The 12,674-nt window shown below is 55.6% G+C and carries 14 protein-coding genes and 1 tRNA gene; 6 read left to right on the top strand and 9 right to left on the bottom strand.

Going from position 1 to position 12,674, the window contains the following annotated elements; translation table 11 throughout:
* The 3 genes from truC to syd all read right to left on the bottom strand — a co-directional run bounded on the left by truC (nucleotide 1) and on the right by syd (nucleotide 2,245).
* Nucleotides 1-780, bottom strand: a complete 780-nt coding sequence (truC, locus tag ACVKSX_RS22925) for a tRNA pseudouridine(65) synthase TruC (protein ID WP_033772508.1) — start codon at nucleotides 778-780, stop codon at nucleotides 1-3.
* Nucleotides 780-1,109 carry a YqcC family protein gene (locus ACVKSX_RS22920; protein ID WP_022623807.1) on the bottom strand — a complete coding sequence of 110 codons (330 nt, stop codon included), beginning with the start codon at nucleotides 1,107-1,109 and terminating at the stop codon, nucleotides 780-782. Before ACVKSX_RS22920 ends, truC begins: the two co-directional genes overlap by 1 nt.
* A 587-nt stretch (nucleotides 1,110-1,696) precedes the next feature.
* Complete coding sequence (gene syd, locus ACVKSX_RS22915; RefSeq protein WP_022623808.1) at nucleotides 1,697-2,245, bottom strand: SecY-interacting protein; 549 nt, start codon at nucleotides 2,243-2,245, stop codon at nucleotides 1,697-1,699.
* 62 nt (nucleotides 2,246-2,307) lie between these two features.
* Here syd and queF point away from each other — a divergent pair, with 62 nt between their 5' ends.
* The 3 genes from queF to xni all read left to right on the top strand — a co-directional run bounded on the left by queF (nucleotide 2,308) and on the right by xni (nucleotide 5,477).
* Entirely contained in the window at nucleotides 2,308-3,153 is an 846-nt protein-coding gene (gene queF, locus ACVKSX_RS22910; protein ID WP_022623809.1) for an NADPH-dependent 7-cyano-7-deazaguanine reductase QueF, read from the top strand.
* 169 nt (nucleotides 3,154-3,322) lie between these two features.
* Nucleotides 3,323-4,687 carry a nucleotide 5'-monophosphate nucleosidase PpnN gene (gene ppnN, locus ACVKSX_RS22905; RefSeq protein WP_354439648.1) on the top strand — a complete coding sequence of 455 codons (1,365 nt, stop codon included), beginning with the start codon at nucleotides 3,323-3,325 and terminating at the stop codon, nucleotides 4,685-4,687.
* 34 nt (nucleotides 4,688-4,721) lie between these two features.
* On the top strand, nucleotides 4,722-5,477 hold the full coding sequence (gene xni, locus ACVKSX_RS22900; protein WP_060680916.1) for a flap endonuclease Xni: 756 nt from the start codon (nucleotides 4,722-4,724) through the stop codon (nucleotides 5,475-5,477).
* 24 nt (nucleotides 5,478-5,501) lie between these two features.
* On the opposite strand, the gene rlmM is transcribed toward xni, so the two are convergent.
* From rlmM to ACVKSX_RS22880, 4 genes are all read right to left on the bottom strand, one after another.
* A complete protein-coding gene (gene rlmM, locus ACVKSX_RS22895) occupies nucleotides 5,502-6,602 on the bottom strand; it encodes a 23S rRNA (cytidine(2498)-2'-O)-methyltransferase RlmM (protein ID WP_010248609.1) in 1,101 nt (366 codons plus the stop codon).
* The gene (locus ACVKSX_RS22890) at nucleotides 6,595-6,990 is read right to left on the bottom strand and encodes a DUF423 domain-containing protein (RefSeq protein ID WP_010248611.1); all 396 of its coding nucleotides are present in this window, start codon (nucleotides 6,988-6,990) and stop codon (nucleotides 6,595-6,597) included. The genes rlmM and ACVKSX_RS22890 overlap by 8 nt, the downstream gene beginning before the upstream one ends.
* A gap of 50 nt (nucleotides 6,991-7,040) precedes the next feature.
* Complete coding sequence (locus ACVKSX_RS22885; protein WP_003854641.1) at nucleotides 7,041-7,958, bottom strand: transcriptional regulator GcvA; 918 nt, start codon at nucleotides 7,956-7,958, stop codon at nucleotides 7,041-7,043.
* A gap of 334 nt (nucleotides 7,959-8,292) precedes the next feature.
* Nucleotides 8,293-8,517, bottom strand: a complete 225-nt coding sequence (locus ACVKSX_RS22880; RefSeq protein ID WP_010248613.1) for a YgdI/YgdR family lipoprotein — start codon at nucleotides 8,515-8,517, stop codon at nucleotides 8,293-8,295.
* 209 nt (nucleotides 8,518-8,726) lie between these two features.
* Between ACVKSX_RS22880 and csdA the strand changes: the two genes are divergently transcribed.
* Nucleotides 8,727-9,935 (top strand): cysteine desulfurase CsdA, encoded by a 1,209-nt coding sequence (csdA, locus tag ACVKSX_RS22875; protein ID WP_022623811.1) that lies wholly within the window; start codon nucleotides 8,727-8,729, stop codon nucleotides 9,933-9,935.
* A gap of 2 nt (nucleotides 9,936-9,937) precedes the next feature.
* Entirely contained in the window at nucleotides 9,938-10,393 is a 456-nt protein-coding gene (csdE, locus tag ACVKSX_RS22870) for a cysteine desulfurase sulfur acceptor subunit CsdE (RefSeq protein ID WP_010672147.1), read from the top strand.
* On the opposite strand, the gene tcdA is transcribed toward csdE, so the two are convergent.
* Nucleotides 10,372-11,184, bottom strand: coding sequence for a tRNA cyclic N6-threonylcarbamoyladenosine(37) synthase TcdA (tcdA, locus tag ACVKSX_RS22865; RefSeq protein ID WP_010248618.1), 813 nt, complete (start codon nucleotides 11,182-11,184; stop codon nucleotides 10,372-10,374). The genes csdE and tcdA overlap by 22 nt on opposite strands.
* A gap of 48 nt (nucleotides 11,185-11,232) precedes the next feature.
* On the bottom strand, nucleotides 11,233-12,381 hold the full coding sequence (mltA, locus tag ACVKSX_RS22860; protein WP_010248620.1) for a murein transglycosylase A: 1,149 nt from the start codon (nucleotides 12,379-12,381) through the stop codon (nucleotides 11,233-11,235).
* Nucleotides 12,382-12,584: 203 nt separating this feature from the next.
* Between mltA and ACVKSX_RS22855 the strand changes: the two genes are divergently transcribed.
* Nucleotides 12,585-12,661: transfer RNA gene (locus ACVKSX_RS22855), tRNA-Met, on the top strand.
* Nucleotides 12,662-12,674 lie beyond the last annotated feature (13 nt).

The raw sequence follows: 12,674 nt of genomic DNA, 5'->3' as shown, positions 1-12,674 counted from the left end.
TTATTCTGAAACGTTATCCTGTCCTGGCGCTGCGTCAAACTCAACCCGCGGCACCTCAGGAATGCGATCCTGCCAGCCAAACTGGTTCATCAGATTCTGCCAGACGCCATCCAGTCCGGCGCGAAGCAGCAACGGTTCACCGGTTACCGGATGAGTTAATGCCAGGCTGCTGGCGTGCAGCATCAGGCGGTTAGCGCCAAAATGTTCGGCAGCACCCCGGTTCTGACGCAGATCGCCGTGCGCCGAATCGCCAATAATCGGATGACGCAGGTGTGACATATGACGACGCAGCTGATGCTTGCGACCGGTTTTAGGAGCCAGTTCAACCAGGCTATAACGCGAAGTGGGATAACGGCCAATGCCGACCGGCATCTCGACCGTTGCCAGTGACTGATAATCGGTGACCGCGGGCTGTGCGGTGCGCGCTTCCGTGGCGTGTTTATCGGCAATCTTATCCAGCTCTTCCACCAGCGGATAATCGAGCGTCCCGCTGCTCTCCAGCCAGCCGCGAACCACAGCGTGGTAGGTTTTCTGCATCTGGTGCTGTTCAAACTGCAGGGAAAGCAGACGTCCGACTTCACTGGAGAGCCCCATCAGCAGTACCCCTGACGTGGGCTTGTCGAGACGATGCGCCGTAAACACATGCTGCCCAATCTGATCACGAACGGTCTGCATCACAAACACCGTTTCATGGCGATCCAGCCAGCTGCGATGAACCAGCCAGCCGCTGGGCTTGTTGACGGCAACCAGCCACTCATCCTGATAGAGTATCTCCAGCATCAGTGGGCAGCATCCGTGATTAACGCATCAAGTTGACGCAGGGTCAGCAACAGCGGTGCAATACCCGGCTGGTCAGGCACCAGAGCCACCTCATAATAGGGGGCCACGGCAAAATTTTGTGGTAACGGATGTCGGGCCGCAATCAGGGCATGCATCCGCGGGACTAACACCCACTGGAGCCACTGCAGCGGCTCCAGCGTATCCAGGCAAAAGGGTTCGCGGCTCTCGAGCGCCCCCTCGGCCGGCGGGGTACTCTGCCAGAGATGATGCTCACGCATCACCGCTTCCAGTTGTTCCAGCCGTTGCGTAATCAATTGTTCAGGCGTCATGCGCCACCTCCGCGAGCAGTCAAAAATGGGCGGCAAGCATATCACTTGTTGGCACAGGCACAAAAAAAGGGAGCACTGTATAAACAGTGCTCCCGGTTCGTTTGCAGCCATCCCGCCACGTTAATGCTCCCTGCTCTTCCATGACAACTTGTCCAGTGCGAACTCCTGTCGCGCATCGTCCTGATGTATCCTTAGCATCCTGGCCCACCACCTCTTCTGAGGGGGTTCTCATTCTCCATCCTGGAGGTGTCCCTTGCTCAATCCTGAGCGATCCTGTTTCGTCCTGAAACCTTCCGTGTGCCGTAAGCTCCGTTACGTTCCTGCCTCATGGCTTATCATCATCCTGACGATATCTTTTTCCTGAGCCTCCTGCAGTGCGAAACATTTTGACAGAACTCGTTACGCGCACAAGGTACTCACAGCAGAACTTTACGAAATGTGCGGCGTAAATTCAGATAAACGCCATTAAGTTGATGATTCACAATATTTTTACATCTCAGCCTTCCGGAAGTCTCACCTGTTATATAGCGATCTCTCACAGCACATGTAAGAGATGTCTCACAAGACTAGGGGCAAATCACTGCAACTCAGATGATAACCGGTTGTAATGACTTAAGAAATATCTCAAGCGTTTCCGCTAATTTCACACGCTGTTTACCGCCGGGCTGCTCCAGAATCACTTCGCCGCTGAGATTAGAAAGCGAGATGATCTCCTGTTCTGACTCGGTGGTGGCGATAAACAGCGTAGGCGACTGTTTAAGGCGGCGCTGCATCACCAGATGCCCGATCAGATTCTCCTGTAACCGCAGGAAATCATCCTCACTCCAGACCTGTAAGAGTGTCAGCTGATTCTCACCAAAACTGGCCTGCATATCGCCGGCAAACTGCGTGGTATAGAAAGCTGTGATCTGCGGCTGGAGCTGGATGTCGATCGCCCGCTCAACCGCATCCAGCGTCTGTGGCAGAGTAAAAGGCTGCGGCTGCCAGACGACTCGCTGATCGCGATCCTCCAGGGCACAGGGCGAAGGTATGCCAAAGAGATCGCTGCTGGCCGGCGCATGCCCGGCCTGCTGAAGCCAGTGCTGGCAGTATCGGGTGGTAAAGTCGCGCAACGCGGCGGCAGTTTGCTGCATCATTCATATTCTCACTTCTGATGGGTTACACTTAGCCACTTTGATTAATTTTGGTGGTAACCGCAATGACTACTCACGAACAGGATCAGGCACTCAGCAACCTGACGCTGGGCAAACCCACAGCCTATCACGATCATTATGACAACAGCTTACTGCAGGCGGTGCCGCGCAGCCTGAATCGTGAACCCCTTGGCCTGTTTCCCGACAGTCTGCCCTTTACCGGCAGTGATATCTGGACCCTGTATGAACTCTCGTGGCTCAACAGCAAAGGTCTGCCACAGGTTGCCGTTGGCGAAGTGGTGCTCGATGCGCAGAGCCGCAACCTTATCGAGTCAAAAAGCTTCAAGCTCTACCTTAACAGTTTCAACCAGACCCGCTTTGCCGACTGGGGCGAGGTTCGTCAGACGCTGGAGCGGGACCTGAGTGCCTGTGCTGAAGGTGAAGCGCGGGTCGCGCTGTTCCGTCTCAATGAAGTGGAAGGTCAGCCCATCGGCCATTTTGAGGGGGTTTGTATTGATGAGCAGGATATCGCCATAGAGGATTACCGCTTCAATGCTGACTATCTGGCCGATGCTGCGGGCAGCGAAATCGTTGAAGAGACGCTGGTCAGCCACCTGCTCAAGTCAAACTGTCTGATTACCAATCAGCCCGACTGGGGCTCCGTGATGATTCGTTATAAAGGCCCGCGTATCGACCGTGAAGCGCTGCTGCGCTATCTGGTCTCATTCCGCCAGCACAACGAATTTCACGAGCAGTGTGTCGAACGTATTTTTAATGATGTGATGCGTTTCTGCCATCCGGAAGCGCTGACGGTGTATGCACGCTACACCCGTCGTGGCGGACTGGATATCAATCCATGGCGCACTAATGTGCCCTTCTCGCCCGGTTTTTCGCGGCTGGTCCGTCAGTAGTTTGCGAGACTTCTCGCAGGCTGCATGCACTAAGCGCAGTTCCGCTTGAGCTGTGCGGGCCGACAAGGCTACTCTGGTGATGGCGGCTACCTGCGGGTGGCCGACCAGGGATTTTCGTCACTGCCGTTGCAGTGCCAACACGCACCCAGGCGGGTGTAAAGGAGTTCATTTGATTACCCATATCAGCCCTCTTGGCTCAATGGATCTGCTTTCACAGCTGGAAGTCGATATGCTCAAGCGCACAGCCAGCAGCGACCTCTACCAGCTGTTTCGCAACTGCTCTCTTGCCGTGCTTAACTCCGGCAGCCAGACTGACAGCAGCCAGGAGCTGCTCTCCCGCTTTGAAAATTTCGACATCAATGTGTTGCGCCGTGAGCGCGGCGTCAAACTGGAGCTGATCAATCCACCGGAAGAGGCGTTTGTGGATGGACGCATCATCCGTTCACTGCAGGCTAACCTGTTTGCGGTGCTGCGTGACATCCTGTTTGTCAGCGGTCAGCTCAACATGCCGGGTCGGTTCACTGCGGCTGAAGAAAATGACTCCGCCACTATCACCAACACCGTGTTTTCCATTCTGCGTAACGCGCGGGCGCTGCATATCGGCGAGTATCCCAACACCGTGGTCTGCTGGGGCGGTCACTCGATCAACGCCGTTGAGTACCAGTATTGCCGCAATGTCGGAACTCAGCTTGGACTGCGTGAACTGAACATCTGTACCGGCTGCGGGCCGGGCGTGATGGAAGCGCCAATGAAAGGGGCCGCCGTAGGCCATGCTCAGCAGCGCTATCGTGACAGCCGCTTTATCGGCATGACCGAACCCTCCATCATTGCGGCAGAACCGCCGAATCCGCTGGTGAATGAGTTGATCATCATGCCGGACATCGAAAAACGTCTGGAAGCTTTTGTGCGCATTGCCCATGGCATCATCATTTTCCCGGGCGGCGTAGGGACCGCAGAAGAGTTGCTCTATCTGCTGGGCATCCTGATGAATCCGCAGAACAGCGATCAGGTATTACCGCTGATCCTGACCGGGCCGGAAGAGAGCGCCGACTACTTCCGCGTGCTGGATGATTTCATCGTTAACACCCTGGGCGAACAGGCGCGTAAGCATTATCAGATCATCATCAACGATGCAGCCGAAGTGGCGCGTCTGATGAAGAAAGCGATGCCGCAGGTAAAAGAGAATCGTCGCGAAACCGGCGATGCTTACAGCTTTAACTGGTCGATTCGCATTGAACCCGATCTGCAGGTGCCTTTCCTGCCAACCCATGAAAACATGGCGAATCTCAATCTCTACACCAATCAGCCACCCGAAAAGCTGGCTGCTGACCTGCGCCGCGCCTTCTCAGGCATCGTAGCCGGTAACGTCAAAGAGATGGGCATCCGCGAAATCCGCGAGAAGGGACGCTACAAACTGCATGGCGACCCCGACATCATGCACCGCATGGATGAGCTGCTGCAGGGATTCGTTGCACAGCAACGCATGAAACTGCCAGGCACCGCCTACATTCCCTGCTACGAAATTATCAAATAAACCAGGAGGCAGCCCCCGGGCTGCCCATACTCTCATGGCTCTTCATCTTGTTATTGTTGACGCGTTGAATCTGATTCGCCGTCTGCATGCGGTACAGGGCTCCCCCTGTGTCGAAGGCTGCGTGGCTGCGCTGCGCCAGATACTGGGTCACGCCCATCCGACTCATGCGGTGGCGGTATTTGATGGCGAAGCGCGTCATCAGGGCTGGCGTCATCAGCTGCTACCCGATTACAAAAGCGGTCGCCCGCCGATGCCAGACGATTTACAGGCAGAGATGCCGGCGTTACAGGAGGCCTTTCGCGCCGCAGGCGTAAACTGCTGGATAGCGGGCGAGGATGAGGCCGACGATTTAGCGGCGACGCTGGCGGTGAAAATGGCTCAGGCCGGACATCAGGCCACCATTGTTTCAACCGACAAAGGCTACTGTCAGCTGCTGGCACCCGAGATCCGCATCCGCGACTACTTCCAGAAACGCTGGCTTGATCTGCCTTTTATTGAGGCTGAATTTGGTGTGGCGCCACAGCGGTTACCCGACTACTGGGGGTTGTGCGGCATCAGCAGCAGTAAAATTCCGGGCATCACCGGCATCGGTCCGAAAAGCGCGAAACAGCTGCTGACAGAGTTTCACACGCTTGAAGGGATCTATCAGCAACTGGATCAGGTGCCAGCCAGATGGCGGGAGAAGCTCGCTGAGGGTCGGCAGATGGCAGAGATCAGCCGTCAGGTCGCAACCCTGAAGCGGGATCTGGTGCTGCAGGGCAATCTGAATACGCTGCGTTATACCGGCTGAGTGCCCTTGCACTCAGCCCGGCGATTAACGTTCGTCGCGACGACCACCGGCAGCCGCCCAGATTCGGCGCACATGTACCGTCACTTCTTCGCGGTCATGATAAAGCTGGCGGGCGCGAATCTGCACGTTAATGCCATTATCATCAAATCGTTCCTGCATCATGGCCAGATTCTGCGTCACCTCTTCATAGCGCTTTTTCATGGGCAACTTAAGGTTGAAGATCGCTTCACGGCACCAGCCGTTAACCAGCCAGTCGGTCATCAGGTTAGCCACGCGCACCGGCTTCTCCACCATGTCACACACCAGCCAGCTGATGTTGGTGCGTGGCGGACGGAATTTAAAGCCATCTGCTTTCTCGTGCATCACCTGGCCCGTATCCATCAGGCTCGGTGCCATCGGTCCGTTATCCACCGCATACACCATCATGCTGCGCTGCACCAGCTGATAGGTCCAGCCGCCCGGACAGGCACCGAGATCCACGGCGTACATGCCGCTGGCTAAACGCTCATCCCACTCATCCGCAGGGATAAAGACGTGAAACGCCTCCTCCAGCTTAAGGGTGGAACGGCTAGGCGCATCGGAGGGGAACTTAAGGCGTGGAATACCCATGTAAAACGGCGAGCTGTTTTCCCGGATGGAGTAGCCGACGTAGCAGGTGCCCGGCGCGATGAAAAACACATGCACGACCGGGCGTTTCGGGCTCTCATAATTCAACAGGATTTTGCTTTCACGCAGTGCCGAGCGCAGCGGCACGGTGAACTTGCGGCAGAACTTAGTCAGCTCCTTGGCTTCGTTGGTGTCTGGCACTTCAACACGCAGTTCGCCGCCCTTTTCCACTACGCCGGTCAGCATGCCGACAATAGGGGTAATGCGATCTTCCTGCGGCAGGTCACGCAGCATTTCGCCGACGACCAGCATCTGACGGGCAAAAATCAGCTCGTCAAATGGCAACTCACGTGCCAGCCGCTCGGCATCTTCAAACTGATAGCACTCAAACAGCACGTAGCCAGAGTCATCTTTAACCCGTGGAAAGCCGTAGATTTCACGTTCAGCCGCTTTGGCGCTGATTTCCGCCGCACACTCTTTTTCAAAACCGGGACGACAATAGAGTAAAACTTTATTCATGGCGTTCTGCCTTTCGTTTAAGACGCAGCGCGCCAATCAACATCAATACCCAACCGGCGAGGAAACAGACCCCGCCCACGGGGGTGATAAAAACCCAAAACTTCAGATGTGACAGCGCCAGACAATAGAGGCTGCCACTAAACAGCACGGTGCCGAGCGCCATCAGCGCACTGCTCCAGTAAAACCAGATATTGGCGCGGCGTAACATCGCAGCACCCAGCCCCATCACCGCTAAGGTGTGATAAGCCTGATATTCCAGCCCGGTATGAATCCAGGCCATTTCAGCCGCACCAAGCGACTGACTCAAAACGTGGGCACCAAATGCGCCAAAAGCCACCAGCAGAAATCCGCTGATAGCCGAAAAAACAAACATGGCACGACTGGACATTAACCGATCCTCAGAGTCCTTTTGCATCTGAATGCAAATAAATCAATACGTTATTGTTGATAGCGAAAGCGGAATTTTTCTTGTTCGGTTGCAGCTTTTTCCAGGATCCACTGCCGGAAGGCGGCTATTTTACCCAGTTCTGCCTGACTGTCATGACAAACCAGATAAAAAGCGTTTTTACTGACTAATACATCATTGAACGGGCAGATTAATCGCCCGGCTTCTATTTCGCTCTGCGCCATGACGTTATTCGCCAGCGCCACGCCCTGACCATGAATCGCCGCCTGCAATACCATGGCGCTGTGGCTGAAGATTGGCCCCTGCTGCACATTGATATGCTGCAGGCCCAGTTGCCGGATATAAGATTGCCAGTCCCGGCGGGAGGCATCATGCAGCAGAGTAAAACGCGACAGATCCATCGGCGTTTTCAGCGGATTATCCCCGGTCATCAGCGACGGTGAACAGACCGGCAGCAGATATTCGGCATAAAGTTTTTCAACCCGCAGGCCGGGCCAGTTACCCCGACCGTAAAAAATCGCCACGTCGACATCGTCGGCCAGTTTCTCTTCGTCGCGGTCAACCGCCTGGATACGCACATCGATTCCCGGATAAGCCATATTAAAGCTGGAGAGGCGGGGAACCAGCCACTGAATGGCAAAGCTCGGCAGTAAACTAACGGTCAGCGCACCCTTGGCACTGCGCGCCTGCAGTTTGCGGGTCGCTTCGTTGATTGCCGAGAAAATCTCTTTGATGTCGAGATAGTAGCTTTGTCCTTCTTCGGTCAGCAATAGCGAACGATTCCTCCGGCGAAATAGCTTTAACCCCAGAAAATCTTCCAGAGATTTAATCTGATGGCTTACAGCAGCCTGGGTGACAAACAGCTCTTCTGCGGCTTTGGTAAAGCTTAAATGGCGTGCAGCTGCATCAAAAACACGCAGTGCGTTGAGAGGAGGAAGGCGTTTCGACATGGTTTTCCGTATCCGGATCGGCAAAAAATACGCTGGCTTATACAAAGCGTTTACGTATTAGAATTTTTAATCCGAGGCATTATAATTTGTCCGTTGAGGAACCTCCAGCAAATACCTATAGTTGCCGCACTTCCTGAGCCGGAACGAAAAGTTTTTAGATTTGTGAGTGAGTTCGCAGATTTTCTGAAAGCTTTTGGCTTGTGGTCGTGATGTTGTGTTTGCAATTTTTGATCCGACGATTGCGGATCGAACTCTTAATTCCTGTAGATTTACCCTGTCTGTCCATAGTGATTTTTAAATAGCACCGCAAATTGCGGTGCTTTTTTTTTGCTGCTTAGTTGCCAGACTCTACCATCTCTTTGACATCAGAGCGGTTGATTTGCTGCTCGTTGCCATTCGCATCTTTATAGCTGATCATGCCGGTATCGTTATCGACTTTAGGCTTGCCGGCAGCCACAATGGTGCGACCATCATTGGTATGCATCACGTAATTGCTTGAACAGGCGCTCAGGGTAAAAGCCAGGGTACACACGGCCAGTACTGCGGTTAATTTTTTCATCTGCTATCTCCTTGTAGATTGATTGCATCAAACCACCCGCGTTACGCTAACCAGAGGCAGCCGATAAGTGAGATCGACTAGTAAACGTCCGATCGTTATGCGGGTTTGGTTCAAACCTTGCAATATTCAGCATAACGCGCTTTTCCAGCTTTGCCAGACGCAGACCATTCTTTCAGTGTGGTCCTAATTTTTCTTATCATGGACCAGGCATGACCGCATTCAATCCCACCGCATTTCGCCAGCAGTTTCCCGCACTCGCCGACGCAGGCGTTTATCTCGACAGCGCAGCGACCACGCTGAAGCCGCAGGCCGTCATTGACAGCACGCAGCAGTTTTACAGCCTCAGCGCGGGTACAGTCCACCGCAGCCAGTTTGCCGCCGCCCAGGCCTTAACCCATCGCTATGAGCAGGCGCGCAACCAGGTTGCCCGCTGGCTTAACGCCGCTGACGATCGTGAGATTGTCTGGACGCGCGGCACCACCGAAGCGATAAACCTGGTGGCAAACAGCTGGCTGCGTCCGCGCTTACAGCCTGGTGATGAGATTGTGGTCAGCGAGGCAGAACACCACGCCAACCTGGTGCCCTGGCTGATGGCTGCGCAGGCGTGCGGTGCCCGCGTCGTAAAATGGCCGTTAGGCGCAGATCGCTTGCCGGATATCAGCCAGCTGCCCGCCCTGCTCAACAGCCGTACCCGCCTGCTGGCGATCGGACAGATGTCGAACGTCACCGGCGGGTGTCCCGCACTCGCTCAGGCGATCCCGCTGGCTCACGCCGTGGGCGCGAAAGTGATGGTCGATGGCGCACAGGGCGTGGTGCATTGTCCGCCTGACGTACAGGCGCTGGATATCGACTTTTACGCCTTTTCCGGACATAAGATTTACGGCCCGATGGGCATTGGCGCGTTATATGGCAAAGCGGAACTGCTGGAGGCGATGGAGCCCTGGCAGGGCGGCGGTAAGATGATAACGGATGTCGATTTCAGCGGATTCACGCCGCAGCCGGTGCCGTGGCGTTTTGAGGCTGGCACCCCGAATGTGGCGGGCGTGGTGGGCCTGAGTGCAGCACTGAGCTGGCTGGCACAGTACGATCTGCCCGAAGCGGAGCGCTGGAGTCAGCAGCTTGCGACGCTGGCGGAAGAGCAGCTGGCGGAATTACCCGGTTTCCGCAGCTTCCGCTGTTCAAATGCCAGCCTGCTGGCATTTGAATTCGCTGGCCTGCATCACAGCGATCTGGTGACGCTGCTGGCTGAGCAGGGAATCGCCCTGCGCGCTGGCCAGCACTGCGCGCAGCCGTTGCTGGCGGCGCTGGGCGTCAGCGGCACGCTGCGGGCCTCTTTTGCACCCTATAATAATCTGCAGGATGTTGATGCGCTGGTGCGCGCTATGAAGAGCGCCATCTCGCTGTTATCGGAGTTTTGATTATGCATTCATCGCCGTTAGCGCCACACCCGTTTGGCGAACAGATTACCGTTGCCAGCCTGAAAGAGAGCTTTGGCCGCTTTCATCAGTGGGAAGATCGTTATCGTCAGCTGATCCAGCTGAGCCGCCAGTTGCCTGCCTTACCCGGGGAACTGAAAACAGCAGAAATTGAACTGAGCGGTTGTGAAAATCGGGTCTGGCTGGGCAGCCAGTTACGCGAAGATGGCACGCTGCATTTCTATGGTGACAGTGAAGGACGTATTGTGCGCGGCCTGCTGGCCGTGCTGCTGACCGCCGCTGAGGGCCAGACGCCGCAACAGCTGCTGGCGATGGATCCCTTAAAACTGTTTGATGAACTGGGCCTGCGCGCCCAGCTCAGTGCCTCCCGCAGCAGCGGCCTGCAGGCGCTGGCCGCCGCAGTGGAGCACGCCGCGCGTCAGGCGCTGACGGCGTCCTGACGGGCAGCACGCGCCAGAAACTTCTTCAGCGCATGCGAGACGGCAACAAAGCCGAAGGTGGCGGTTACCATGGTGGCCGCGCCAAAGCCGGATGTGCAATCCATTCTCTTCGGCCCCTCCGCTGTGCTGCGTGAAGCACAGACGCTGCCATCAGCCTGCGGATAGACCAGCGCTTCGGTAGAAAAGACGCAGTCGATGCCAAGTTTGCCCTTGCTGTTTTTCACCACGCCCAGGCTTTTCAGTCGTTCGCGCAGCTTCGCCGCCAGCGGATCCTGGATGGTTTTCGCCAGATCGGCGACCTGGATCTGAGTCGGATCGATCTGCCCACCCGCGCCACCGGTGGTGATCAGCGGGATCTTATTCCGGCGGCACCAGGCGATCAGCGCCGCTTTCGGTCGCACGCTGTCGATAGCATCGATCACATAGTCGAAACCGGCTGCCATCAGTTCGGCGGTGTTCTCTGGCGTAATAAAGTCATCAATGCAGATCACTTCACAGTCAGGATTAATCGCACGCAGCCGTTCTGCCATCACTTCTGTTTTAGCTTTGCCGACGTTGCCCTGCAGCGCATGAAGCTGCCGGTTGGTGTTGGTAATACAGACATCATCCATATCAATCAGGGTGATTTTACCAATCCCGGTGCGCACCAGCGCTTCCGCCGCCCAGGATCCGACACCGCCAATACCGATGACGCAGAAGTGTGCGTCAGCAAAACGTTGCAGCGCATCCTGGCCATAGAGACGCGCCGTGCCGCCAAAGCGCTGATGCCAGGCGTCATTTAACACTTTCATAGTTGAACCTGTTACGTCGTGCGGGCCCGAAGGCCCGCAGAGAAGAAGTTAGTTAGCGCCGAGAAGCAGTGAACCATTATTACCGTTTTGCGGGCTGGAGAACAGCGGTTGTCCGGCACCCGGTGCGGCTTTAATTACCCAGACGCGTCCGTAGTGATTATAGAAGCCCGCCAGATGCGCAGCGTCGGGGCCGATACCCTGATAGATATCAAAGTGCTGGCCTTTAATCGCGCCACCCACGTCGAGTGCCACCATCAGGCGCATCTCATATTTGCCGTTGAATTTGCCCTTCTCATTTAACTGCGGCACTTCAGCCAGCAGTACGGTGCCCGCCGGAATAATTGAGCGGTCAGACGCAACGGAGGCTTTCGCCACCAGCGGAACTGCACTGGCACCGCGCACCGGCGTAAATGGCTCAGCCTTAAAGAAGACGAATGATGGGTTGGTTTCCAGCAGCGCACGGACCTCCTGCGGTGAGTGCTCCTGCGCCCACTGACGAATCGCCTGCATCGACATATCTTCGCGCTTCACTTCACCGCGATCGATCAGCTCTTTGCCAATGCTGTGATAACCCCAGCCATTTTTACCGGCGTAACCAAAGAAGGTCATCGGGCGGCCATCGCCAAAGTCGACATAACCACTGCCCTGCACATCCATCATGAAGTTATCAATCAGGGAATTGCTGTAGGCGATGATGTAGCGGTCATCGAGTCCGCCACTATAGATAGAGGCACGGCTCGGTAATTTTTCTCCGCGTTTGCGCGGTGGCATGCGGTAGATGGGATACTGGAATTCACCCTGACGGGTGTAACGCGCTTCTACTACCGGCGTGTAGTAACCGGTGAACTGCACGTTACCGTAGTTATCCGTACCCTCCATCTGCCAGGCGTTAAGCCCATACTGACGAAGCTGTCGGGTATCGGCACCCGCCATCAGCCAGCTCTCAATTGCACTATAAGTGCCGTTCTGACGGCTATACAGGGCGGATGAGGCGGACTGAATCTGACGGACCTGCTCGCCAAAGTCTCTGCCATTAACCGGTGCGCCTTTGGCATTGGGCTGATTCACCAGCGCCAGCGGTTGTTCCAGTTTGCCATCTTTATATTGCTGACCGCGATCGGTCGGTTTGGAGCTACAGGCCGCCAGCAGCGTAATTAACGCGCCAGTGAGTGCATACTTCACCCAATGTGATTTCATTATCTTCTCTTTTTATAACTGTTCGCCCCGCGACGATAGCAAAGCCCCCGACAGAATGAAATGCATCCGCTCAGACGTCACGCATATCAGTTTAATAATTAACCAGATGGTTGAATCCTTCAGCAACTGGCTGTTAATTTGGCTTTTATCTGCAAAAAGGGGTTGCATGAATTAGCGCGGAGAGTATAGTGCGCTTCCACGGACGCGGGGTGGAGCAGCCTGGTAGCTCGTCGGGCTCATAACCCGAAGGTCGTCGGTTCAAATCCGGCCCCCGCAACCAATACTTCTGCAGC

This window comes from Pantoea sp. PvP021 (assembly GCF_054056055.1).
Note: the sequence above shows the minus strand (reverse complement) of the source record. Positions and strands in the feature narration are given on the sequence as shown.